The 23,476-nt window shown below is 72.8% G+C and carries 18 protein-coding genes, 1 tRNA gene and 1 pseudogene; 11 read left to right on the top strand and 9 right to left on the bottom strand.

The window, feature by feature from the left end; all coding sequences use genetic code 11:
- The first annotated feature begins 136 nt into the window (after positions 1 to 136).
- From H488_RS23830 to H488_RS23815, 4 genes are all read left to right on the top strand, one after another.
- The gene (locus H488_RS23830; protein WP_017832637.1) at positions 137 to 868 is read left to right on the top strand and encodes a copper chaperone PCu(A)C; all 732 of its coding nucleotides are present in this window, start codon (positions 137 to 139) and stop codon (positions 866 to 868) included.
- A complete protein-coding gene (locus tag H488_RS23825; RefSeq protein ID WP_017832636.1) occupies positions 861 to 2,129 on the top strand; it encodes a Dyp-type peroxidase in 1,269 nt (422 codons plus the stop codon). Before H488_RS23830 ends, H488_RS23825 begins: the two co-directional genes overlap by 8 nt.
- A 107-nt stretch (positions 2,130 to 2,236) precedes the next feature.
- Positions 2,237 to 4,393, top strand: coding sequence for a cytochrome c oxidase assembly protein (locus H488_RS23820; RefSeq protein ID WP_017832635.1), 2,157 nt, complete (start codon positions 2,237 to 2,239; stop codon positions 4,391 to 4,393).
- 77 nt (positions 4,394 to 4,470) lie between these two features.
- Entirely contained in the window at positions 4,471 to 6,408 is a 1,938-nt protein-coding gene (locus H488_RS23815) for an NHL domain-containing thioredoxin family protein (RefSeq protein ID WP_017832634.1), read from the top strand.
- A gap of 6 nt (positions 6,409 to 6,414) precedes the next feature.
- Here H488_RS23815 and H488_RS23810 read toward each other — a convergent pair whose 3' ends face one another.
- The gene (locus H488_RS23810) at positions 6,415 to 7,398 is read right to left on the bottom strand and encodes a hypothetical protein (protein WP_017832633.1); all 984 of its coding nucleotides are present in this window, start codon (positions 7,396 to 7,398) and stop codon (positions 6,415 to 6,417) included.
- A 147-nt stretch (positions 7,399 to 7,545) separates the two neighbouring features.
- On the opposite strand from H488_RS23810, the gene H488_RS23805 reads away from it, so the two are divergent.
- Positions 7,546 to 8,196 (top strand): hypothetical protein, encoded by a 651-nt coding sequence (locus H488_RS23805; RefSeq protein ID WP_017832632.1) that lies wholly within the window; start codon positions 7,546 to 7,548, stop codon positions 8,194 to 8,196.
- A 130-nt stretch (positions 8,197 to 8,326) separates the two neighbouring features.
- Here the strand turns inward: H488_RS23805 and H488_RS23800 are convergent, their stop codons facing one another.
- The 7 genes from H488_RS23800 to H488_RS23770 all read right to left on the bottom strand — a co-directional run bounded on the left by H488_RS23800 (position 8,327) and on the right by H488_RS23770 (position 14,770).
- Positions 8,327 to 9,586, bottom strand: coding sequence for an ABC transporter ATP-binding protein (locus H488_RS23800; RefSeq protein WP_017832631.1), 1,260 nt, complete (start codon positions 9,584 to 9,586; stop codon positions 8,327 to 8,329).
- A gap of 51 nt (positions 9,587 to 9,637) precedes the next feature.
- Complete coding sequence (locus H488_RS23795; RefSeq protein WP_017832630.1) at positions 9,638 to 10,471, bottom strand: carbohydrate ABC transporter permease; 834 nt, start codon at positions 10,469 to 10,471, stop codon at positions 9,638 to 9,640.
- A gap of 3 nt (positions 10,472 to 10,474) precedes the next feature.
- Entirely contained in the window at positions 10,475 to 11,467 is a 993-nt protein-coding gene (locus tag H488_RS23790) for a carbohydrate ABC transporter permease (RefSeq protein WP_017832629.1), read from the bottom strand.
- A complete protein-coding gene (locus tag H488_RS23785; protein ID WP_017832628.1) occupies positions 11,464 to 12,786 on the bottom strand; it encodes an extracellular solute-binding protein in 1,323 nt (440 codons plus the stop codon). Before H488_RS23785 ends, H488_RS23790 begins: the two co-directional genes overlap by 4 nt.
- Before the next feature lie 283 nt (positions 12,787 to 13,069).
- Positions 13,070 to 13,996 carry an AEC family transporter gene (locus H488_RS23780; protein WP_017832627.1) on the bottom strand — a complete coding sequence of 309 codons (927 nt, stop codon included), beginning with the start codon at positions 13,994 to 13,996 and terminating at the stop codon, positions 13,070 to 13,072.
- A gap of 92 nt (positions 13,997 to 14,088) precedes the next feature.
- Positions 14,089 to 14,535 carry an aspartate 1-decarboxylase gene (panD, locus tag H488_RS23775; RefSeq protein ID WP_017832626.1) on the bottom strand — a complete coding sequence of 149 codons (447 nt, stop codon included), beginning with the start codon at positions 14,533 to 14,535 and terminating at the stop codon, positions 14,089 to 14,091.
- Between the two features lie 164 nt (positions 14,536 to 14,699).
- Positions 14,700 to 14,770: transfer RNA gene (locus tag H488_RS23770), tRNA-Gly, on the bottom strand.
- A 133-nt stretch (positions 14,771 to 14,903) separates the two neighbouring features.
- Between H488_RS23770 and dcd the strand changes: the two genes are divergently transcribed.
- Positions 14,904 to 15,479, top strand: coding sequence for a dCTP deaminase (dcd, locus tag H488_RS23765; protein WP_017832625.1), 576 nt, complete (start codon positions 14,904 to 14,906; stop codon positions 15,477 to 15,479).
- A gap of 79 nt (positions 15,480 to 15,558) precedes the next feature.
- Here the strand turns inward: dcd and H488_RS23760 are convergent, their stop codons facing one another.
- A complete protein-coding gene (locus tag H488_RS23760; protein WP_017832624.1) occupies positions 15,559 to 16,902 on the bottom strand; it encodes an MFS transporter in 1,344 nt (447 codons plus the stop codon).
- Between the two features lie 265 nt (positions 16,903 to 17,167).
- Here H488_RS23760 and H488_RS23755 point away from each other — a divergent pair, with 265 nt between their 5' ends.
- The 5 genes and pseudogenes from H488_RS23755 to H488_RS23740 all read left to right on the top strand — a co-directional run bounded on the left by H488_RS23755 (position 17,168) and on the right by H488_RS23740 (position 23,473).
- A complete protein-coding gene (locus H488_RS23755) occupies positions 17,168 to 20,278 on the top strand; it encodes a Na+/H+ antiporter subunit A (protein ID WP_017832623.1) in 3,111 nt (1,036 codons plus the stop codon).
- On the top strand, positions 20,275 to 20,769 hold the full coding sequence (locus H488_RS23750) for a Na(+)/H(+) antiporter subunit C (protein ID WP_017832622.1): 495 nt from the start codon (positions 20,275 to 20,277) through the stop codon (positions 20,767 to 20,769). The genes H488_RS23755 and H488_RS23750 overlap by 4 nt, the downstream gene beginning before the upstream one ends.
- Positions 20,766 to 22,500 (top strand): annotated as a pseudogene (locus tag H488_RS0118085) (Na+/H+ antiporter subunit D). The gene H488_RS23750 and the pseudogene H488_RS0118085 overlap by 4 nt, the downstream one beginning before the upstream one ends.
- Positions 22,497 to 23,204, top strand: a complete 708-nt coding sequence (locus H488_RS38500) for a Na+/H+ antiporter subunit E (protein WP_017832617.1) — start codon at positions 22,497 to 22,499, stop codon at positions 23,202 to 23,204. Before H488_RS0118085 ends, H488_RS38500 begins: the two are co-directional and overlap by 4 nt.
- Positions 23,204 to 23,473, top strand: a complete 270-nt coding sequence (locus H488_RS23740; protein ID WP_172604427.1) for a monovalent cation/H+ antiporter complex subunit F — start codon at positions 23,204 to 23,206, stop codon at positions 23,471 to 23,473. Before H488_RS38500 ends, H488_RS23740 begins: the two co-directional genes overlap by 1 nt.
- The last annotated feature ends 3 nt before the right edge of the window (positions 23,474 to 23,476 follow it).

Below are 23,476 nucleotides of genomic sequence, written 5' to 3'. Positions count from 1 at the left end.
CCGCACCTCCCGGCCGCAGCCCGCCGGGCGCCGCCGCGCCCCCGGGGGCTGCCGCCGCGCCCCGGGGGCTGCCGCCGTGCACCCTCCCGCGCGTGCCCGCCCCGCGCACCCTCGTCATCGACTCCCAGGAGCACCCATGCCCACCTCCCTGCCCACCTCACTGCCCGCCGCGCTGCTGCGCACCGGCACCGTCCTCGCCCTCGGCGCCCTCGCGCTCACGGGCTGCGCGTCCTCCGCCCAGGAGCCGGCACCGTCCGCCGCGTCCACCTCCGCCTCCGGCGTTCCCTCCCCGCACGACGCCGGGGGCGCCGCCGCGCACGAACCGCTCACCGTGGAGCAGCCCTGGGCGAAGGCGGGCCCCGCCGGAGGCATGACCGGGGTCTTCGGCACCCTCGTCAACGAGGGCGACGCCCCGGTCGTGCTCACCGGCGCGTCCGCCGAGGGCGTCGCCGGGGCGGTCGAGCTGCACGAGACCGTGCTCGACCCCGAGACCGGCAGCACGGTCATGCAGCGGATGCAGGACCCGGTCGGCATCGCGCCGGGGGAGTCCTACGCCCTCGAGCCCGGGGCGGACCACCTCATGCTCCTGGACCTGCGCTGCGGGCTCCGTGCCGGGGACGACCTCGAGCTCGTCCTGCGCTTCGAGGGCGGGACCCAGCAGACGGTCACGGCGGCCGTCCGCGACTACGCGGGCGCCCAGGAGGAGTACGCCCCGGGCCACGGCGAGGACGAGGACGCAGGCGAGGACGCCGGCGAGGACGACCACGCGGGCGACGGCGGGGGGCACGCCGGCGGGGGCCACGCGAGCGGGACGGGGTCGCCCGCCGGGGCCGCGCCGGCGGCGGACCTGCCGGGCTGCCGTGGGTGAGGCCCGCGGCCTGGACCGGCGGCGCCTGCTCGTGGCGGGCGGCGCCGCCGGCGTCGGCGCCGCCTCCGCCCTGGGCCTGGAGTCGGCCCGCCGCGCCGGGGCCCCCGCCGCGGCCCCGCAGGACACCGCCCGGGCGGCACCGCAGGGGCACGGGCAGGCCGTCGAGCCCTTCCACGGCCCCCGGCAGGCCGGGGTGGCGACCGCGCCGCAGGCGTTCGCCGCCTTCGTGGCGCTGGACCTGAACCGGGACACCACCCGGGACGCGGTGCGGCGCCTGCTGCGGGTGCTCTCCGAGGACGCCGCCGCCCTGACCCAGGGCCGGGCGCCGGTCGCCGACCAGGAGCCGTGGCTCGCCGAGCACCCCGCGCGGCTCACGGTCACCCTCGGCTTCGGGCGGCGGCTGCTCGGACTGGTCGCCCCGGACCGGGTGCCGGCCTGGCTGCGGCCCCTGCCCCCGTTCTCGATCGACCGGCTCGAGGAGCGGTGGAGCGACGGCGACCTGCTGCTGCAGATCTGCGCCGACGACCGCCTCGCGGTCTCGCACGCCCAGCGGGTGCTGCTCAAGGCCGCCCGCTCCTTCGCCGCCGTGCGCTGGGTGCAGGACGGCTTCCGGCACACCGTGGGCTCCGTCCCGGACGGGCAGAGCATGCGCAACCTCTTCGGTCAGGTGGACGGCACCGTCAACCCCCGGGGCGGCAGCGAGGAGTACGAGCGGGTGGTCCACGGCCGGGACGGCTTCGCGCCGTGGGTCCCGGACGGCACGGCCCTGGTCGTCCGCCGGATCGCCATGAACCTGGACACCTGGGACGAGGCGGACACGCCGGCGCGGGAGGACGCCGTCGGGCGGCGCCTGCGCGACGGCGCCCCGCTGACGGGCGGTGCCGAGCACGACGAGCCGGACCTCGCCGCGCGGGGGCCGCTGGGCTTCCCCGTCATCGCGGACTACGCCCACGTGCGCCGCTCCCGCTCGGAGGACCCCCTCGAGCGGATCCACCGGCGGGTCTACAACTACGACCTGCCCGTGGCGGGTGCCTCGGGCACCCGGGGCCGGGGCGCGACCACCGGAGGGGTCAGCGACGCGGGGATGGTCTTCGCGGCGTACTGCGCGGACGTCGACCGCCAGTTCGTCCCGATCCAGCGCCGGCTCGACGAGCTCGACATGCTCAACGCCTGGACCACCCCGGTCGGGTCCGCGGTCTTCGCCGTGCCCCCGGGCTGCGCGGAGGGAGGGTTCGTGGGGGACGTGCTCTTCGAGGACTGAGGACCGCCCGTGTGGGATCCGGCACACGCGCACGGGCCGGTGCGCTCGGGGAGGGACAATGGAGACGGGCCGCCCCGTCGTCGTGGGGCGGATGAAGGAGACTGACCATGAGTTCGAGGACGGCCGAGCGCGCCGACCACGGCACCGCCGCCCGGCCGGGCGACCGGGGGATCGACCCCTGGTGGCTCGCGGCCGTGCCCCTCGTGGCCCTCGCGGCGCTCATCGCGGCGATGCTGTGGACCGGCTCCGGCGCGGCCCGGCTCGCCGCCGACCCCGGGGCGCTGGTCCGCTGGGGGCTGCCCGCCGCGGAGCTCGTGCACAACGGCGCGCTGGTGGTGGTCATGGGGGCCCTGCTGTTCGCGGTGGGCGTCGTGCCGACCACCGTCGACGGGCGCCGCCGGGGCACCCGGGACCGCGCCGCGGCCCCCGAGCACCCGCTGTTCCGCCGCACCCTGCGCCTCGCCGAGGCCGCGGCCGTGGTCTGGACCGTGGCCGCCGTGGCCGTGCTCGTCCTGTCCTACTCCGACGTCGCGGGCGTGCCCGTGGGCGGGGACGGGACCTACACCCAGCAGCTGCTGCACTACACCACGGACATCCCCACCGGACAGGCCCAGGCGGCGATCGTCGTGGTGGCCGCCGTCGTGACCACCCTGGTCTTCGGCATCCGGGCGCTGCTCGGGCTGCTGCTCACCCTGGCCCTGTCCTGCGCGGCCCTCGTCGCCATGGCCCTCAACGGGCACTCCGCCGGCGGCAACGACCACATGGGCGCCGTCAACTCCCTGGGCCTGCACCTGCTGGGCGCGGGGCTGTGGACGGGAGGGCTCGTGGTGCTCGCCTGGCTCTCCCCGCAGCTGAGCGCCCCGGACGCCGGCACCGGCACGCTCCCCGAGGGCGCCGCCCGGGGCCGTCCGTCCGCCGGCCCGCGGCGGCGGGTGCCGATCGCGGCCGTGGTCCTGCGCCGCTTCTCCGCGGTCGCCCTCGGCGCCTTCCTCCTCGTCCTGCTCTCCGGGACGGTCAACGCGGCCGTGCGCATCGGCTCCTGGGAGCAGCTCCTCAGCGGCTACGGGTGGCTCGTGCTGGTCAAGTTCGTCCTCACGCTGGGCCTGGGCCTGGCGGGCCTCGCGCACCGCCGGTGGCTGGTGCCCGCGCTCGAGGCCGGCCGGCTCACGGCCCGCCGCGCCGTGTGGCAGCTCGTGCTCGGGGAGCTGCTGGTGATGGGCGCCGTCATGGGCGTCGCCGTGGCCCTGTCCCGGACCGCCCCGCCGGTGCCCGAGGAGATCGCCCCGGACGCCTCCCCGGCGCTGATCCTCACCTGGTACGAGCTGCCGCCCGAGCCCACCGCGGCCTCGTGGTTCACCACGTGGCGCGTCGACTGGCTGTGGCTCGCGGTCTGCGTGTTCCTCGCGGCCGTCTACCTGTGGGCGTTCGTGCGCGTGCGCCGGCGCCGGGACTCCTGGTCCGTGCTGCGCACCCTCTCGTGGCTCACCGGGGTCGGGGTGCTGTTCTTCATCACCTCGGGCGGGTTCGCCGTCTACGGCCGGGTCCTGTTCTCGGCGCACATGGTCGAGCACATGGCACTGACCATGGTCGTGCCGATCTTCCTGGTCCTGGGCGCGCCGGTCACCCTGCTGCTCAAGGCCCTGGAGTCCCGCCCGGACGGCACCCGCGGGCCCCGCGAGTGGATCCTGCGGCTCGTGCACTCCGGGTTCGGCAGGGTCGTGACGCACCCGATCTTCGCGGCCGTGAACTTCGCCGGCTCCATCGTGGTCTTCTACTTCACCCCGCTGTTCCACTTCACCCTGCACTACCACGTGGGCCACGTGTTCATGGTCGTGCACTTCCTGATCACCGGGTACCTGTTCATGCTGGTGCTGATCGGCACGGACCCCGTCCCGTACCGCCCCGGCCACATGATGCGCCTGGTCCTGCTGCTGGCCACGATGGTCTACCACGCCTTCGTGGGGGTCGCCCTCATGGGCTCCGACACCCTGCTGCAGGCCTCCTGGTTCGGCAACACCGGCCGGGACTGGGGCCGCACCGCGATCGAGGACCAGCAGCTCGGCGGGGCCCTCATGTGGGGGATCGGCGAGTTCCCCACCGTCGTCGTCGCCGTCGTCGTCGCGATCATGTGGGCGATCGAGGGCACCAAGGAGAACCGCCGTGCGGACCGCAAGGCCGATCGCACGGACGACGCCGAGCTCAAGGCCTACAACGAGATGATGGCCGGGCTCGCCGAGCGCGACGACCGCGCCGCCCGGCCCTGAGCACCGTCCCGCCCGTCCCGCCGCCCGTCCCGCCCTGGTCCACCCCGTCCTGCTCCGCCCCGAAAGGATCCCCCTCCATGCGCCTCACCTCCCGCGTCCGCGCCTCCGAGCTGCAGGGCCGTGCCTGGCTCAACACCGGCGGCAGGGACCTCGACCTCGCCGCGCTGCGCGGCAAGGTCGTGGTCCTGGACTTCTGGTCCTTCTGCTGCATCAACTGCCTGCACGTGCTCGACGAGCTGCGCCCCCTCGAGGAGCGCTTCTCCGACGTCCTCGTCACGGTGGGCGTGCACTCCCCGAAGTTCGAGCACGAGGCCGACCCGGACGCGCTCGCGGCCGCCGTGGACCGCTACGAGGTCCACCACCCCGTGCTCGACGACCCCGAGCTGACCACCTGGGACGCCTACACGGCCCGCGCGTGGCCCACGCTCGTGGTGGTGGACCCGGAGGGCTACATCGTGGCGCACCTCTCGGGGGAGGGCCACGTGCAGGGCCTCGTCACCCTCGTGGAGGAGCTCGTGGCCGAGCACGAGGCCCGGGGCACCCTGCACCGCGGCGACGGGCCGTACGTGCCCCGGCCGGCGCCCGAGGGGGACCTCCGCTTCCCGGGCAAGGTGCTGCCGCTGCCGGACGGCTCGTTCCTGGTCTCCGACACGGGCCACCACCGCCTGGTCCAGCTCGACAACGACCTCGAGACCGTCCGGCGGGTGATCGGCGCGGGCAAGGGTCACGCGGACGGCGACCCGGGGACCGCGCGCTTCACCGAGCCCCAGGGGCTCACGCTGCTGCCCGAGGAGGTGCGCGCGGCCGCCGGCTACGACGTGGTCGTGGCGGACTCCGTCAACCACCGGCTCCGGGGCGTGGACCTCGCCACGGGGCAGGTGCGCACGGTGGCCGGCAGCGGGGTGCAGCGGCTGCTCGACGAGGAGCGCGCGCGGGGGGCGGAGCCGAACCACATCGACCCCGAGGCCGACCCGCTGGAGGTCGCGCTGTCCTCCCCGTGGGACGTCGTGTGGTCCGCGCGGGCCGACCGGCTCGTGGTGGCCATGGCGGGCACCCACCAGCTGTTCTCGTTCGACCCCCGGACCGGCCGGCTCGCCGTGCTCGCGGGCACGGGGGACGAGGGGCTCAAGGACGGGTCCGGCGCCGAGGCGTGGTTCGCGCAGTCCTCGGGGCTCGCGGAGGACCACGAGGGCAACGTGTGGATCGCCGACTCGGAGACCTCCGCCCTGCGCGTGCTCCGGTTCGACGACGACGGGGCCGTCGCGGTCGAGACCGCCGTGGGCGAGGGGCTGTTCGACTTCGGCTTCCGCGACGGCGACGCCGGCGGGGTTTTCGAAGCGCTTTTCGCCGCGGACATNCGCCTCACCACCAAAACGGCTTCGAAAAACTGCCTCGGCGTGGCCCAGCTGCCCGACGGCTCGGTGGCCGTGGCGGACACCTACAACGGCGCCGTGCGCCACTACGACCCCCGGACCCGGCAGGTGGCCACGCTGGCCCGCGGCCTGGCCGAGCCCTCCGACGTGCTGCTGGACGTCTCGGGGGAGGAGCCGCTGCTCGTCGTCGTCGAGGCCAACGCCCACCGCCTGGTGCGCGTGCCGATCCCCGCCGCCGCCCAGCGCGTCGACGAGGGGGCGTCGCGGACCCAGCGGGCCCGCACCAGGCTCGCCGCGGGCGCGCTCGCGGTCGAGGTGCGCTTCGCGGCGCCGACCGGGCAGAAGCTCGACGACCGGTGGGGGGACCCGACGCAGCTGAGGATCTCGTCCTCCCCCGAGGAGGCGCTGGCCGAGGGCGCCGGCACGGCCCAGGGCCTGCGCCGGCAGCTCGTGCTGGCGGACGGCGTCACCGAGGGCGTGCTGCACATCACCGCGCGCGCCGCGGCGTGCGACGGCGAGCCGGGAGGGGAGATCCCCGACCACGCGGCCTGCCACCTCTACCAGCAGGACTGGGGCATCCCCTTCGTGCTGGACGCCGACGGGGAGAGCGAGCTGGTCCTGGACCTGCGCGGCGTCAACTGAGCGGGCTCAGCCGCGCGGGTCGACCCGCACCGTCGAGCCGTCGATGTCGAGGTCGGCGGCGACCTCGAACGGCACGGTGCGCTCGAGCCGTTCGACGTCCCCGGTGAACAGGTCGAGGGAGTCGAAGGCGATCCGCGCGGTGCCCTGCGCGGGCTCCAGGGCCCAGCCCCGGCCGCCCTCGGCCCCCACGACGATCTCCGGGTCCGGATAGGACTCGATCGTCCACTCCACGTCCCCCGAGACCCGGCCGTCGAACTCGAAGGAGAACGGGCAGCCGGACGGGAAGAGGCTGCCCTGCCCGGCGCAGCCGTCCAGGTGCTCCTTCAGCTGCCGGTCCACCTCCTGCTCGAGGGCCTCGGTCGGCCGGGCCTCCAGGACGATCTCCGCCTGCTGGCCCGGGTCGGTCAGCACGGTGCGCACCGGGTCGGCCGCCACGAGCTCGGACGTGTAGGAGGCCGTGTAGACGCCCGGGAAGAAGGCGGAGAACTCCGCGGAGGACTCCGGCAGGGCCACGGACATGCCGTTCATGTCGACCGAGGTGGCCCCCGGCAGACTGACCGTCACCGTGGGCAGGGGGGTCTCGTCGAACGCCCACACCGTGAAGAAGCCCCACTGGGTGTCCACGGGGTGGAGGGCGAACTCGGAGCTGTGCGGCTGGCCGTCGAGGGTGTAGTCCGCGCGGACCACGGCCCGCTCGCCGTCCTCCGAGACGGTGGAGACCTCCAGGTCCTCGAGGTCCTCGGCCGCGGCCTCGAGCGGGTCGCCGTCCAGCATCGCCGCGTTGGCCTCAGGGACGCGGGCGTTGAGCAGCCCCAGGGCCTCGCCGCCGTCCCCGTCCCGCAGGTCCTCGAGGTAGGCCCGCACGTCCGTCTCCGGACCGTACATGTACTTGTTCACCAGGGCGATGGTGACGGCGGCGGCCGCCACCCCGAGCAGCACGAGGAACAGCCAGGCCCCGAGGGCTTTCAGCACGCGGACGTTGGACTCCATCCGATCACGCTAGCCGATCGCCCCCCGGCCTGCGCGTGCACCGGGCCGGGCGGGGCCCGTCCGGGGCGCGGTCCGCCCCAGGACGGGTACGCTACGTGCCGCACCCCTTCCCCCGCCCGATCGTCCCCCGTCTGGAGCTGACTCCCCATGGCCGACTCCGTCCGCCAGGTCCCCGAGAAGTACGGACCCGTCCGCGCCGTGCTGCGTCCCCGGCTGGGCTCCTACGGCCGCCGCCTGCTCTCCTGCCTGGGCCCGCTGCTGGTGGTCGTGGTGCTCGTGCTGTTCCTCTGGGCGCGGCGGCCGGCCCCCGGCGTGGCGGTGGTGGTGCTCGTGCTCGTGCTCGCCGCCGCCGCCGCGTGCTGGCTCCGGCTGCGTCCCGTGCTGGTCGTCCGCACGGACAGCCACGTCCTGCGCTCCCGCACCGTGGGCTTCGCCGCGACGCCGCTCACGGAGGTGGAGCACGTCGTCACGATCGGGGCCCTGCACCGGGCGGCCGGCGCCCAGCGCTCGGCCGCCCGTCCCCACCTGTGGGCGGCGGGCCGCTCGGGCCGCCGGGTCCTGGGCCTCGACGGCGCGGTGTGGGACGCCCGCGCCCTCGAGGACGTCGCCGTGGCGCTGGGGGCGCCCCGCACCCATCTCGAGCGCGCGACGGCACGGGAGGCCGCGGCCCGCTGGCCCCGGCTCGTGCCCTGGGGGCTCCGGCACCCGCGGCTGCGCTCGGCCGCGTCCTCCGCGGGTCTGCTCGCCGTCCTCGCCCTCGTGGGGTGGTTCTCGCTCGGCCTGCCGGGCACCGGCTGAGTTCCCGGGCTCGCCGGCACCTGCCGCGCCCCTGGGCTCCCGTGCACCTGGCGCGCCCCGGACGCGCGGGAGCCCGCCGCCCCGGCAGCGGGCGGCGGGCTCCTCGGGCACCGGGCGGAGCGCCCTGTGCTCAGCCGGCGGCGGCCAGCTCCTGGCGGGCCCGCTCGATCTCGGCCTTGCGCTCCTCGACGGCCTCGCGGGTCAGCTCGGCGCCGGCCTCCTCGTCCCGGGTCAGGTTCGCCCCGGTCTCGGGGTCGAAGACGTGCATCCGGCGGGTGTCGACCCAGATCCTGCCCTTCGTCCCCCCGCGGATGCGGGAGGTGGCGTCGAGGGAGACGACGATCTGCGGGTGCATCTCGTCCCCGTCCAGCTCCTGCGCCAGCTCGTCGAGCTTCGCCTTGACCGAGTCGTCCTGGCGGTAGTTGATGTAGCCGTACTGCTCGTTGCCCATCCACTCGGTGTGGGTGAACTCGGTGTCGAAGACGGTGCCCCGGGAGGCGATCGCCTCGTCCACGAACTTGGCGTCGTTGAAGTGCTCGGGGCGCAGGCCGAGCAGCACGATCGACCCGTCCGCGGGCAGCTTCCCGGCGGCCTTCTCGGGGACCGGGATCTCGCCCAGCGGGGTGTCGAACACGCTGCCCTTCACGTGCGCCGGGAGGAAGTTCATCGACGGGGAGCCGATGAACCCCGCCACGAACAGGTTCGCCGGCTGCTCGTAGAGCTCACGGGGCGAGGCGATCTGCTGCAGGATGCCCTTCTTGAGCACCGCCACGCGGTCGCCGAGGGTCATGGCCTCCGTCTGGTCGTGGGTCACGTAGACCGAGGTGATGCCCATCCGGCGCTGGAGCTGGGCGATCTCGGTGCGCATCTGGCCGCGCAGCTTCGCGTCCAGGTTGGACAGGGGCTCGTCGAACAGGAACGCGTCGGCGTCCCGCACGATCGCCCGGCCCATCGCCACGCGCTGGCGCTGGCCGCCGGAGAGGTTGGCCGGCTTGCGCTCGAGGTGGTCGTCGAGGTCCAGGGTCGAGGACGCCGTGCGCACCTTGCGGTCGATCTCCTCGTCGGAGAACTTGCCCTTGGACAGCCGCAGCGGGAACGCGATGTTCTCGTACACGGTCAGGTGCGGGTAGAGCGCGTAGTTCTGGAACACCATGGACAGGTTGCGCTCGCGGGGCTCCTTCTCGTTGACCCGCTGGCCGTTGATCAGGAGGTCCCCGGAGGTGATGTCCTCGAGGCCCACGATCATCCGCAGCAGCGTGGACTTGCCGCAGCCGGAGGGCCCCACGAGGATGAGGAACTCGCCGTCGGCGATGTCGATCGACACGTCGTTGACGGCCGGGAAGCCGTCGCCGTACTTCTTGACGAGGTGGTTGAGGGTGATGGATGCCATCTGGGACTCAGTCCTTCGTTCGGTTCGGAAGATGCGGGAGGCGGCGCGGGCTCAGCCCTTGACCGCGCCCTGGGTGAGGCCGGAGACGATCTGGCGCTGGAACAGCAGCACCAGCAGCACCACCGGGATGGTGACGACGATGGCCGCCGCGGAGATCGCGCCCGCCGGGTCCTCGAACTGCGAGGCGCCGGTGAAGAACGCGAGCGCCGCCGGGACGGGCCGGGCCGCCTCGGTGGAGGTGAGGCCGATGCCGTAGACGAAGTCGTTCCACGCGATGAAGAACGCGATGATCGCCGTGGTGAAGACGCCGGGCAGGGCCAGCGGCACGATGACCTTGCGGAACGCCTGCCACGTGGTGGCGCCGTCCACCTGGGCCGCCCGCTCGAGGTCCCACGGGATCTGCTGGAAGAACGCGGTCAGCGTCCAGATGGAGATCGGCAGGGTGAGCGAGAGGTAGGGGATGATCAGGCCGGGCCAGGTGTCGTACAGCCCGATCTGGCGCCACAGGTTGAACAGCGGGGTCACGATCGAGACCACGGGGAACATGGACACCGCCAGGGCGACCGTCAGGATCATCTTCTTGCCCGGGAAGTCCAGCCGGGCGATGGCGTAGGCGCAGAGCGTGGCGAGCACCACGGCCACGGCCGTGGCGATCAGACAGATGCCGATCGAGTTGATCAGGGAGGGCACGAACAGTTCGCGGGCCTGCCCCACGAAGATCGAGGAGTAGTTCTCCCCGACCCACTGCGTGGGCAGGAACTTCCCGGAGGTCAGGTCCGCGGGCGTCTTGAAGGACGTCATGAGGATCGAGGCGACGGGGAACAGGGCGTAAATGAGGACCAGGACCGTGACGACGCCCCATCCGACCTTCTGCTTGGTGGTCATGGGTTACCTTCCCTTCCCGGCGCCGGCGAGGTCGACCTTGAACACCTTGATGGCGACGAAGGCGATCAGCAGCACGCAGACGAACAGGATCACGGAGATCGCGGAGCCGAGCCCGATCTCCAGTCGGCCGATGGAGGTGCGGTAGGCGAGCAGGGACAGGGTCTCCGTGCCGTACTGCCCCTGGGTCATGATGAAGATGTTGTCGAAGATGCGGAACGCGTCCAGGGCGCGGAACACCACGGCCACCATGATCGCGGCCTTCATGTTGGGCAGGACCACCCGGGACATCCGCTGCCACCACGTGGCGCCGTCGACCCGCGCCGCCTCGGTGTACTCGCTCGGCACCTGGGCCAGGCCGGCGAGCAGCAGGAGCGAGATGAACGGCGTGGTCTTCCAGATCTCGGAGGCCATGATCACGAACAGGGCCGGCCACTGGGACGCGAACCAGTTGAAGTCCGGGCCGATGCCCGGGACCCAGGAGAACCAGTTGTTGATGTAGCCGGTCGTGATGTCGAACGCGTAGAACCAGGCGAACGCGGAGACCACGGTGATGATGCCGTAGGGGACCAGGATCGCGGTGCGCAGCAGCCCCTTGGTGTTGCGGATCGCGTTGTTCATCACGAGCGCCAGGGCGAAGCCGAGGACGAGCTCCACGACCACGGTGACGATCGTGATGAGCACCGTGATCCACAGGTCCCGCCAGAACACCCCGTCGGTGAGGACCGTGGCGTAGTTGCCGAGGAAGACGAACTCCTTCTCCCCGGGGGCGGTGAGCCGGAACGAGAAGAAGGAGTCCCACAGCGCCTGCAGGATCGGGTACATCGTGACCAGCAGCATCACGATGAACGCCGGACCGGCGAGCATCCAGCCGAGCTTGCGCTCCGACCGGGCCCGGTCGGACATCAGCGGCTTCGCGCTGCGGCGGCCGGTCACGGGGGCCGGGGAGACCTCCCGGGGCCCGGTGCCGGGGGCGTTGGGGTTGACGACGGTGCTCATAGCAGCCGCTCTCCTCTCAGGACGGACTCGATGAACTCGGCGGTGAGCCGGGGCGTGTCCTCGGTGACGGACGCCGGCGGGGTCCACTCCTGCTGGATGGCGGTGGAGACCTCGTTGTAGAACGGCGTCTGCGGGCGCGGGGCCGCGTTGTCCAGGGACTCGCGGATCGTGGCGTACATCGGGTAGGCCTCCCGGACCTCCGGGTCCTCGTAGGCGGCCTCGGACGCCGCCGGGTTGCCGTTGCTCACGAAGTAGTAGGCCTGGTTCTCGGGCTGGACGATGCACTCGACCGCCTCCCACGCCAGCTCCTGGTGCTCGGACGTGGCGCCCACGCCGATGTTGATCCCGCCCAGCGGAGGAGCGGAGGGCTCGTCCGGGTCCACCCGCGGCCACAGGGCCCAGCCGATGTCCTCGTACACGGACCGGTCGACCGTCCCGCCCTCCACGGCGGCGGCGGTCGCCGCGTAGATGAAGGGCCAGTTGACCATGAAGGAGCCGTCGTCGGACTGGAACTGGATCATCGAGGCGTTCTCGTCGGCGGTCGGCAGGCCGGGGCCGCCGAGCCCGTCCTGGCCGATGGTCCCGACGATCTCGGCCGCCTTCCGGCCGGCGTCGGAGTCCAGGCCGATCGAGATCTCGTCGGAGGGGGCCTCCGGGTTCTCCACGATCGAGCCTCCCGCGGACGCCACGAGGGCGTTCACCCACACGGTCATCGACTCGGCCGACGTGCCCTGCACCCCGAGGTACTTGTCCTGCTCCCGCGCGGCGTCCATGATCTGGTCCCAGGTCACCGGCTCGTCCATGTTCAGACCGGCGGCCTCCGCCACGGACTCCCGGTACCACAGCAGCTGGGTGTTGGCCCAGAACGGCACCGAGACCAGCTCGTCCTTCCACTTCGCGCCCTCGAGGGGCCCCGCCAGGACGTCCTGGGTCGTGGCCTCCTCCACGTCCCCCGGCACGGGGGACAGGAAGCCCGGCTCGGCCAGTTCGGGGATGAAGGGCGGGTCCAGGCTCATGATGTCCATCGAGCTGTCCCCGGCGGCCAGGCGCCGGGCGAGCTGCTCGCGCTGCGACGCGGCGTCGCGCGGGAGCAGCGAGGTCTCGATGTTGTACCGGCCTCCGGACTCCTCGGAGCACTGCTGCGCGAGCTCCGCCTGACCGCCGGCGTCGGGGTTGATGTACCAGGTCAGGGTGGGGGTGGCGCCGGCGTCGGCGTCACCGCACCCCGTCATGAGCAGGGCACCCACGGCACCGAGGGCCGCGGCGGCGCTGAGCCGCCGCCTGCCCGGTGCTCTGTGGGGGTGTGAGGTGGTGGTCAACGGTCGTTCCTCCCCTTCGGCGATGTGGCGGTCCGCGAGGGGCGTCGAGGGGATCCTGTGGGACCCGGTCGGCGGGACGGTCGGCGGCGGGTGCTGCCGGTCGACCACCCCTGCACGGAGCCTTCAGTCTATGAGTGCGCTACCTCACAGGCCAGTAACCTGACGGTTTGCATCGGTGTGCCGCCGTGGGTCCGGGCGTGTCCCGGTGCGCCCGGCTGTTCCCGCCCGGAACGGCGCCGGGTGCGGCTCCGCGCCGGGAGGTTCGGGGGCGCGGCGGGGCGGCTCAGGAGAGCAGCAGGGCCACGACCGCCATGGTCAGCATGGCGACCACCGTGGTGACGAGCACGGTGTCCCGGCACAGCTGCTCCGCCCGGCCGTAGCGCACGGCCGCCACGTAGATGTTCTGGGCGGTCGGCAGCGCCGCCATCACCACCACGGCGTAGAGGAGGTGGCCGTCCAGGCCCAGCACGAACCGGGCGAACAGGAACGCCAGCGCCGGGTGGAGCAGCAGCTTGAGCGTGCTGGCCAGCACCACGTCCCGGCGCGGCCCGGCACCCCGCCGCAGCGGGGAGGCGCCCACCAGGGAGATGCCGAAGGCCATCAGCATCGCCGGGATGGAGGCCCCCGCCACCAGCTCCACGGGCTCGTGCACCACCTCCGGCAGCCGCCACCCGGTGACGGCGAAGAGGATGCCCAGCCCGGAGCCCACGATCATCGGGTTGGTGACCACGTTGCCCAGGACGCTGCCGAGGCTGGGGCGGCGGCCGTCGGTGAGGGTGTCCATGACGGTCAGGTAGACAGGGGTGTTGAGCGCCAGCTGGAACAGGATGACGGGGACCACCTGGGACGCGTCCCCGAGCACGAAGACGGCGATCGGGATGCCGAGGTTGGCCGAGTTCACCTGGGAGGCGGCCTGGGCTCCCATCACGGTGGTGGCCGCGTCCCGGCGCAGCACCCACCGGGCGATCCCGGCGTAGACGAGGGTCGTGGCCACGGCGGACACGGCGGCCACCAGCAGCGGCGCGGAGAGGATCTGGGCGATGTCCGCCTCGGAGATGGTGAGGAACAGCAGCGGCGGGCTGGCCACGTAGAAGGCGAACTTGCTCAGCACGAGCTGCCCCTGGGGGCCCAGCACGCCCCGCCGGCCCACGGCGTAGCCGGTCAGGATGACGGCCCAGACGATGAAGAACCCCGAGAACACTCCGGTCACGGGACCCTCCCTCGCGCTGCTGCGGGTCCGCGTCCGCGGGCCCCTACAGTTCTATCCCATCACCGGCCCGTCCGCGGTCGGGCCGGGGCGGGTCACGCGGCGGGCAGGTCGGCGCGGGCGGCGCTCAGCGTCCGGGAGTGGGGCGGGCGGGCGACGCCGTCGAGCAGGGCCTCGGCGGGATCCGACCCGAGGTCGACGATCCGGTTGTCCGCGTCCACGTGGACCACGGACGGCACGTGGGCGCGCGCCTCGGCGTCGTCCATCTGTGCGTAGCTGATGAGGATGACGAGGTCCCCGGGGTGCACGAGGTGGGCGGCGGCCCCGTTGATCCCGACGACGCCGGAGCCGCGCTCGCCGGCGATCGTGTAGGTCTCCAGCCGCGCGCCGTTGGTGACGTCCACGATGGAGACGAGCTCGCCGGGGAGGATGTCGGCGGCGTCGAGGAGGTCCTGGTCGACGGTGACCGAGCCGACGTAGTGGAGGTCGGCCTGGGTCACGACGGCACGGTGGATCTTGGCCTTGAACATGGTGCGCAACATGACGGGAGATGTGCTCCTCGTGAGCGGGGTGCGGGTGACGGGCGCAGGACCCGGGCGGTCGCCCCGGTGCGGATGCGGGGAACGGGGCGCGGGGACATCCTACCGCGCGGTCCCGGGAGACGACGAACGCCCCGGCCGGGTGGGCTCGGGGCGTTCGGTGCGAGAGCGGCTGACGGGAATCGAACCCGCGTATCAGGCTTGGGAAGCGTGCGCTCTACCATTGAGCTACAGCCGCGCATCCGTGGTCCGTCCGGCGCGAGCACCGGACGAGGACAGCACACACTCTACACCACCCGCCGGGACGGGGGTGGGCGCGGGGCGGCGGCGCAGCGCGGTCCGGCGCCCGGCCGTGCGATACCTTGGAGACCGTGCTGATCTCTGACCGCGACATCCGCCGGGAGCTCGACGGCGGCCGGGTCGTCCTCGAGCCCTACGATCCCGCCCTGATCCAGCCCGCCAGCATCGACGTGCGGCTGGACCGCTGGTTCCGGCTCTTCGACAACCACAAGTACGCGCACATCGACCCGTCCGTGGAGCAGCCGGAGCTCACCCGGCTCGTGGAGGTCGACCCCGAGGAGGCCTTCGTGCTGCACCCGGGGGAGTTCGTGCTCGGCTCCACCTACGAGAAGGTGACCCTCCCGGACGACATCGCCGCCCGTCTCGAGGGGAAGTCCTCGCTGGGGCGCCTGGGCCTGCTGACCCACTCCACGGCGGGGTTCATCGACCCGGGCTTCTCGGGGCACGTCACGCTCGAGCTGTCCAACATGGCCACGCTGCCGATCAAGCTGTGGCCGGGCTCCAAGGTGGGCCAGCTGTGCTTCTTCCGGCTGTCCTCGCCCACGGAGCACCCGTACGGCTCCGGCGCCTACGGCAACCGGTACCAGGGGCAGCGCGGACCCACGGCCTCGCGCAGCCACCTCGGGTTCTCCCGCACCCGCATCTGACCCCGCACGGCCCGGCCGCGCCCGGCGGTGTGCCGGCGCCCCGCGGCCCGTGAACCGGCGGGCCCACGAACCGGTCGGCTCACGAAGCGGCGACGCCGTGGTGGGGGGACGCCGCGGTCTTCGGGTCGCGCGCGCGCAGCAGCAGGAGCAGGCCGGCGCCGACCACCAGGAGGATCCCGAGGATCCCCCAGCGCTGCGCGCCGAGCACGGAGACGAACACCGCGAACAGGGTGGGCGCCAGGAAGCTCACGGCCCGGCCCGTGGTGGCGTAGAGGCCGAACAGGGCGCCCTCCTCTCCGGTCCGCGTGAGCCGGCCGAGGAACGTGCGGGAGGCGGACTGCGCGGGGCCCACGAACAGGCACAGCAGCAGCCCGCAGACCCAGAACGCCGCCGTGCCCTCGAGGAACAGCAGCGGGGTCCCGGCCAGCAGGATGCCGACGAGCGACGCCACGATGACGCGCTTGGGCCCCACCCGGTCGTCGAGCCGCCCGCCCACGAGGGCGCCCGCCCCGGCCGCCACGTTGCCGACGATCGCGAAGACGATGACCTCGCTCAGGGTGAAGCCGAACGTGCCGGCCGCGATGACGCCGCCGAAGGTGAACACCGCGTTGAGCCCGTCCCGGAACACGGCGGAGGAGAGCAGGAACCACAGCGTCTGCGGGGCGTCACGGTACAGCTCCCGCAGGGTCTGCCACAGCTGGCGGTAGGAGCGGGCCACGGACGGGCGCGGTCCCCGGCGGGTGGGGCGGATCTCGGGCACCACCAGCAGGACGGGGATCGAGAACAGCGCGATCCACAGCCCCGAGAACAGGGCCACGGCCCGCACGTTGAGGGCGTCCTCCTCGGGGATGCCGAGCAGGCCCGGGGTGATGAACCCGAACAGCACGATCGTCAGGGCCACGATCCCGCCGAAGTAGCCCATGGCCCAGCCCTGGCCGCTCACCCGCCCGATGTGCTCGCGGCCCGCGATCCCCGGCAGCATCGCGTTGTAGTTGACCACCGCGAACTCGTCGAAGACGTTGGCCAGCGCCAGCAGGCCCACCCCGAGGTAGAGGTACGGCTGGTCGGGGAGGACCAGGAAGCACAGGGCCGTGAGCAGCGCCGTGAGCATCGTGTTGATCCCGAGCCACAGCTTGCGCCGCCCCGCGCCGTCGCTGCGCTGGCCCACCACGGGGGCCAGCAGGGCCACCACCACGCCGGCGGCCCCGATCCCGTAGCCCAGCACCTCCGAGGCGCGGTCCTCCCCGCCGAAGGGGTCGCTCGTGAGATAGACGGTGAACACGAACGTGGTCATCACGGCGTTGAAGGCGGCGGATCCGGCGTCCCACAGGCTCCAGGCCCACACGTGCGAGCGGCGCGGCACGAACGCCGTCGCCGGGAGGGAGGGGACGGGGGCGGGAGGGCCGGGGGGCGTGGCGTCCATGGCAGTCATGCTAGGCCCGCGGTGCCCGTCGCGGAGGGCGGCCTCGCCGGAGGACCGCCCGGCAATCCGGGTTCCGCCCAGGAAACCGTCCGGGAACGTACAGGTGCTGTCAGGACATGCGAGCGGGAGCGGCAACACCCCTTTGATAGGGTGGAACACCCGGGTGCGCCCCGGCCACCCCGTGCTCGCACAGGTCGTCCGTGCCCGCGTCCGGGCCCCTCGACGCCCGCCCGCCGATCTCTTCCCCGACCCCCGGAGGCGCCTGATGACCGCTGTGCTCCTGCTCCACGCAGTGGTGGCCGCGGTCGCGCCCCTGCTGTTCGCACGGATGGGACGCAGCGCCTTCTACCTCCTGGCGGCGGTCCCGTTCGCCGGCTTCCTGTGGCTGCTGGGCTCCGGCCCGCGGGTCTACGGCCCGGAGGGCGGCTGGACCGAGGGCGGCGAGTGGATCCCGTCCCTGCGCCTGGACCTGGTGCTGCGCATGGACGCCCTCTCGTGGACGATGTCCCTGCTCGTGCTCGGCGTGGGCTCCCTGGTGCTGTTCTACTGCGCCCGCTACTTCAAGTCCGGCGCGAGCGGCATCGGCGGCTTCGGCGCGCAGCTGCTCGCCTTCGCGGGCGCCATGTTCGGCCTGGTGACCGCCGACGACATGCTGGTGCTGTTCGTCTTCTGGGAGATCACCACCGTCCTGTCGTTCCTGCTCATCAGCTACAGCCGGACCCGCCTGTCCGCCCGGCGCGCGGCGCTGCAGGCCCTCGTGCTCACCACCGCCGGCGGCCTGGCCATGCTGGTCGGCATCGTGATGCTGGGCCAGGCCGCGGGCACCTACCGGATCTCCGAGGTGCTCGCGGCGGCCCCCGAGCTGGCGCAGCGCGGGACCGTGGTGGACGTGGCGATCCTCCTGCTCCTCGTCGGCGCCGTGACGAAGTCCGCGCTGATCCCGCTGCACTTCTGGCTGCCGGCCGCGATGGCCGCGCCCACCCCGGTGTCCGCGTACCTGCACGCCGCCGCGATGGTCAAGGCCGGCATCTACCTGGTGGCCCGCTTCGCCCCGGGCTTCGCCGAGACGGCTCTGTGGCAGCCGACCATCGCGGTGCTGGGGCTGGGCACCATGCTCTTCGGCGGCTGGGCGGCCCTGAAGCAGTACGACCTGAAGCTGATCCTCGCCTACGGCACCGTCAGCCAGCTCGGCTTCCTCATGGTCATCGTGGGCCGCGGCTCCGCGGACACGGCGCAGGCGGGCATGGCCATGCTCCTCGCGCACGGGCTGTTCAAGGCCACGCTGTTCCTCGTGGTCGGGATCATCGACCACCGGGCGGGCACCCGGGACATCCGCCGCCTATCGGGGCTCGCCGGCCGCGTGCCCGTCCTGTTCGCCGTCTCGCTCGTGGCCGCGGCGTCCATGGCCGGGCTGCCCCCGCTGGCCGGCTTCGTGGCCAAGGAGGCCGTGCTGACCGCCTTCGCCCACGACGTCGAGGGCACGGCGGGGACCGTGGTGCTCGCCGGGCTCGTGGTCGGCTCCGTGCTGACCTTCGCCTACAGCGCCCGGTTCGTGTGGGGCGGGTTCGCCCACAAGTCCGCCGAGTTCTCCGAGCTCGACGCCGGGGTCGGCGGCAGGGCCGTGGTCAGCGACATGCATCGGGTCGAGCCCGCGTTCCTCGCCGCGCCGCTCGTGCTCTCCGTCCTCACGGTGGTCCTCGGCCTCTGGCCCCAGCCGGTCGACGCGATGCTGCAGCCCTACGTCGACCAGTTCCCGGCCGTGGAGCACGACTTCTACCTGGCCCTGTGGCACGGGTTCACCCCGGCCCTCGGGCTCTCCGCCCTCATCGTCGCGGGCGGGATCCTGCTCCACCGCTTCCGGAGCCAGGTCGCGGACCTCCAGCGGGCCCTGCCGTCCCTGCCCCCGGGGGAGCTCCTCTACCGGCGGGTCGTCAACGTGCTGGACTTGGCCGCCGTGTGGATCACCGGCCGCACCCAGCGCGGTTCGCTCATGTTCTACCTCTCGGTCATCCTGATCACGGCGATCGTCGTGCCGCTGGTGGCGCTGATCGCGGAGGAGACCCCGCCCCTGGGGGCGCTGCGGGTCTCCGACGGCCCCGGGCAGCTGATCGCCGGCGTGGCCATGGTCGTCGCGGCCCTGCTGGTGCCCCTGGCCCGCAAGCGCTTCCTCGCGGTGCTGCTCGTGTCGGTCACGGGCTACGGGCTGGCCCTCATCTTCGCCCTGCAGGGCGCACCGGACCTCGCCCTGACGCAGACGCTCGTCGAGACCGTCCTGCTCGTGGCGTTCGTGCTCGCCCTGCGCTCGCTGCCCGCCCCCCTGTGGCACCGCAACCCGGCCGGGCGCCGGCTGCTGCGCGGCACCATCGCGGTCACCTTCGGGCTGTTCATGATGGCGCTCGCGGCCTTCAGCATCTCCTCCCGCACGGCCGACCCGATCTCCCTGGAGCTGCCCCGCATGGCCTACGAGCTCGGCGACGGCCAGAACGTCGTCAACGTGATCCTCGTGGACATCCGCGCGTGGGACACGTTCGGGGAGATCTCCGTGCTCGTGCTCGCCGCCACCGGGGTGGCCTCCCTGATCTTCGTCACGGGTCGCGGGGACCGCATCGTCCGCTCCGGGGACGATCCCACCACCGACCAGCTGCGGGTGATCCGGCGGCGCAACGCCGCGGCCGTCTCGCCCGGCGGCGAGCCCCTGGAGGTGGGGCTGGCTCGCCGCGACGACGACCTCGAGGACCCCTACCTGCTCGCCGGGCGGACGATGGCCCCCGAGCGGCGCTCGATCGTCTTCGAGGTCGTCACCCGGCTGCTGTTCCACACGTTCATGATGGTCTCCCTCTACCTGCTGATCGCCGGGCACAACGACCCCGGCGGAGGGTTCGCGGGCGGTCTCATGGCCGGCCTCGCCCTGACCGTGCGCTACCTCGCGGGCGGGCGCTACGAGCTGGAGCTGGCCACGCCGATCAACGCGGGCACGATGCTCGGGACGGGCCTGGCGCTCGCCGCGCTCTACGCCGTCACCCCGGTGTTCTTCGGCGGGTCGGTGATGCAGAGCTACACCTTCGAGGCCGAGCTGCCACTCTTCGGGGCGGAGAAGTTCGTGACCGCCCTGATCTTCGACATCGCGGTCTATCTCATCGTGGTGGGGCTCATCCTGGACATCCTGCGCTCGCTCGGCGGCCGGATCGACCAGCGGATCGAGGAGGACGCGGTCCGCCGGCGGCGGCGCACCCCTGGACGCGGCACGCGCATCCGCGTCACGCGGCAGCGGAAGGTGTCCGCCGGCGCCCCCGCGGGAGCGACCGCGGCGGCCTCCGCGACATCGCCGACCGCGATCGCCCGGATCCGCACCGACGGAGGGAACGAGCACCGATGACCGTGAACCTGACCCTGCTGGTCGTGATGGGCGTGCTCTACGCCGTGGGCGTGTACCTGCTGCTCGAGCGCTCGCTCACCCGCGTGCTGCTCGGGCTGATGCTGCTGACCAACGGCACGAACCTGCTGATCCTGCACGCCGGCGGGGCCGCCGGGTCCGCGCCCCTGTACGAGGGGTCGATCGCCGCGGAGGACTACAGCGACCCGCTGCCCCAGGCCCTCATCCTCACCGCCATCGTGATCTCCCTCGCCGTCACCGCGTTCCTGCTGGGCATGATCTACCGGTCCTGGGTCCTCGGGCGCCGGGACGAGATCCAGGACGACGTCGAGGACCGGCGCGTGGCGCGGCAGTCCTCCTACGACATGGAGGACGACGCCGACGTCCCCGCCGACACCACGGAGTTCGACGACGCCCCGCGGCCCCAGGACCCCGGTGAGTCCCTGGAGACCCCGGGTGTGCGCGGCGTCGACGAGTGGGGAGGGAGGCGGTGACCGTCGACTTCGCCCAGCTGGCCCCCCTGGCCGTCATCATCCCGTTCCTCGGGGCGGCCCTGAGCCTCCTGCTCCTGCGGCGCAACGCCCTCCAGCGGACCGTGGCCATCGGCTCGCTCGTGCTCACCCTCGCGGTCGAGGCGCTCATCCTCGGGACCACGTGGAACCTCGGCCCGCAGGCCGTCCACCTCGGCGGCTGGGAGGCGCCCTGGGGCATCGTCATGGTCGTGGACCAGCTCTCGTCCCTGATGCTCGTGGTCTCCACGGTCGTCTCCCTCGCCGTGCTCGTCTACGCGAGCGGGCAGGGCGTGGCCGACGGCGACGAGGAGGGGCCGATCTCGATCTTCCACCCCTCCTTCCTGATCCTCGTGGCGGGGGTCTCCAACGCCTTCCTCGCCGGGGACCTGTTCAACCTCTACGTGGGGTTCGAGATCCTGCTGACCGCGTCCTACGTGCTCATGACGATGGGCGGGACCGTGCAGCGGATCCGCACCGGCGTGACCTACGTGGTGGTCTCGGTGATCTCCTCCGTGCTGTTCCTGATCACCATCGCGATGATCTACGCGGCCACGGGCACCATCAACATGGCCGATCTCTCGGTCAAGCTCGAGGGCCTGCCGGTGGGGACGCAGATGCAGCTGCACCTGATGCTGCTCATCGCGTTCGGCATCAAGGCCGCGGTCTTCCCGCTGTCCTTCTGGCTCCCGGACTCCTACCCGACCGCCTCCGCGCCCGTGACCGCCGTGTTCGCCGGCCTGCTGACCAAGGTGGGCGTGTACTCAATCATCCGCACCGAGACCGTGCTCTTCCCCGGGGAGCGGCTCGACGACCTCCTGATGTGGGTCGCGCTGCTCACCATGGTGGTCGGCATCCTGGGCGCGCTCGCGCAGATCGACATCAAGCGCATGCTGTCCTTCACCCTGATCAGCCACATCGGGTACATGATCTTCGGGGTGGCCGTGGGCACCCAGGAGGCGCTCTCCGCCACGGTCTACTACGTGGCCCACCACATCGTGATCCAGACGAGCCTGTTCCTCGTGGCCGGGCTGATCGAGCGCCGCGGGGGGTCCACCAACGTGGACCGGCTGGCCGGGATGGCCAAGATCTCGCCGCTGCTCGCGCTGCTCTACCTCGTGCCCGCGCTCAATCTCGGCGGGATTTTTCGAANCTGCATGGGGAGCAAAAGGCATGGGCAGCTCAATTGCCCTTCGGTGGAGTCACCGGCAGTAGGTCTGACCTCGCTTGGGCCCTGGCGGCAAAACAAGTTCGAAAATGGGCAAGACCGGTCTGCTGCAGGCCGGCGTGGACCAGGGCGACGGGCTGGCCTACGCCCTCGTCGCCGGCTCCGTGGCGGTGTCCCTCCTGACCCTGCTCGCCCTGATCCGGGTGTGGAACCGCGTGTTCCTGCGCGCCCCGGAGGACGCGGAGTACCCGGACCCCATCCTGCTGGCCCCGGTGCCCGCCGGCTCCCGGTTCCTGCTGACCTCGGGTGCCGTCGACGACCAGGCGGGCCGCTTCGCGGGCAAGGGCGACGTGCGCCTGATGTCCCCCTCGATGCTGGGCGGGGCCTCGGCCCTCGTCGCCGCGGGGGTGGCCCTGACCGTGTTCGCCGGGCCGCTGTTCCAGCTCGCGGACAACGCCGCGGAGAACCTCGTCCGCCCCGAGCGCTACGTCGAGGCCGTGCTGGACCCCGCGTCCGCGCCGCGGCCCGTCGTGGAGGAGGCCCCGTGACCCGCCCCAAGAATTCCCTGCTCGTCGAGCTGCCGCTGCTGGTGTGGCTCGTGGTGGTGTGGGGCGCCCTCTGGGGCGACTTCGGCCCCGGCAACCTGCTGGTCGGACTGGTCCTGGCCCTGCTCGTCACCTGGGTGCTCTACCTGCCGCCCGTCCATCTGTCCGGCCGGTTCAACCCGTTCCAGTTCGCCCTCTTCGCCGTGACGTTCGTGTGGCAGGTCGCCAAGGCGAGCTTCGAGGTGATGCTCATTGCGATCCTCGTGGGCCCGCGCGCGCGCAACGCCGTGGTCGGCGTCCAGCTGCGCACGCGCTCCGACCTGCTCCTGACGGCCACCGGCCACACCATGACCCTGATCCCGGGCTCGCTCGTGGTGGAGGTGGACCGGGCCTCCGGCACGCTGTACTTCCACGCGCTCAACGTCCGCAGCGCTCAGGAGGCCGAGGACTTCCGCCGGTCCGCCCTCCGGGTGGAGGCGGCCTGGATCCGGATCATGGGCACCCCGGAGGAGCTCGCCGCCCTGCGGGCCGAGCGGGGCGGCGGACGGGCCTCCGGCACGGACCGGCCGGACAGCGCCGCGCTCAGCTCGCCGATCACCGCGAGCCTGCAGATCGTGGGCCGCCGCCGGGACGAGGTGCCCACCGGGTCCCCGGCGGACGCCCCGGGATCCACCCCCACCGACACCCACGAGGAGGACCACCCGTGATGCAGATCGCCGTGGCCGTCGCGGCCGTGCTGCTCAGCGCGGCCGCCGCGGGCACCCTCTACCGCCTCGCCAAGGGCCCCTCCCTGCTGGACCGCGTGGTGGCCACGGACGTGCTGCTGGCCATCGTCGCGGCCGCCCTCGCCGTGGACATGGCCTACCACGGCCACCTCAACAACCTGATCCTCATGGTGATCGTCTCGCTGGTCGGGTTCATCGGCTCCGTGACGGTGGCGCGCTTCGCCACCCAGACCGCCGAGCACGGGCGGTGAGCG

Source organism: Kocuria sp. UCD-OTCP, from assembly GCF_000349605.1.
In the GTDB taxonomy this organism is placed as follows: Bacteria; Actinomycetota; Actinomycetes; order Actinomycetales; family Micrococcaceae; genus Kocuria; species Kocuria rosea.
The sequence above is the reverse complement of the archived record's forward strand: the minus strand, read 5'-3'. Positions and strand labels throughout refer to the sequence as shown.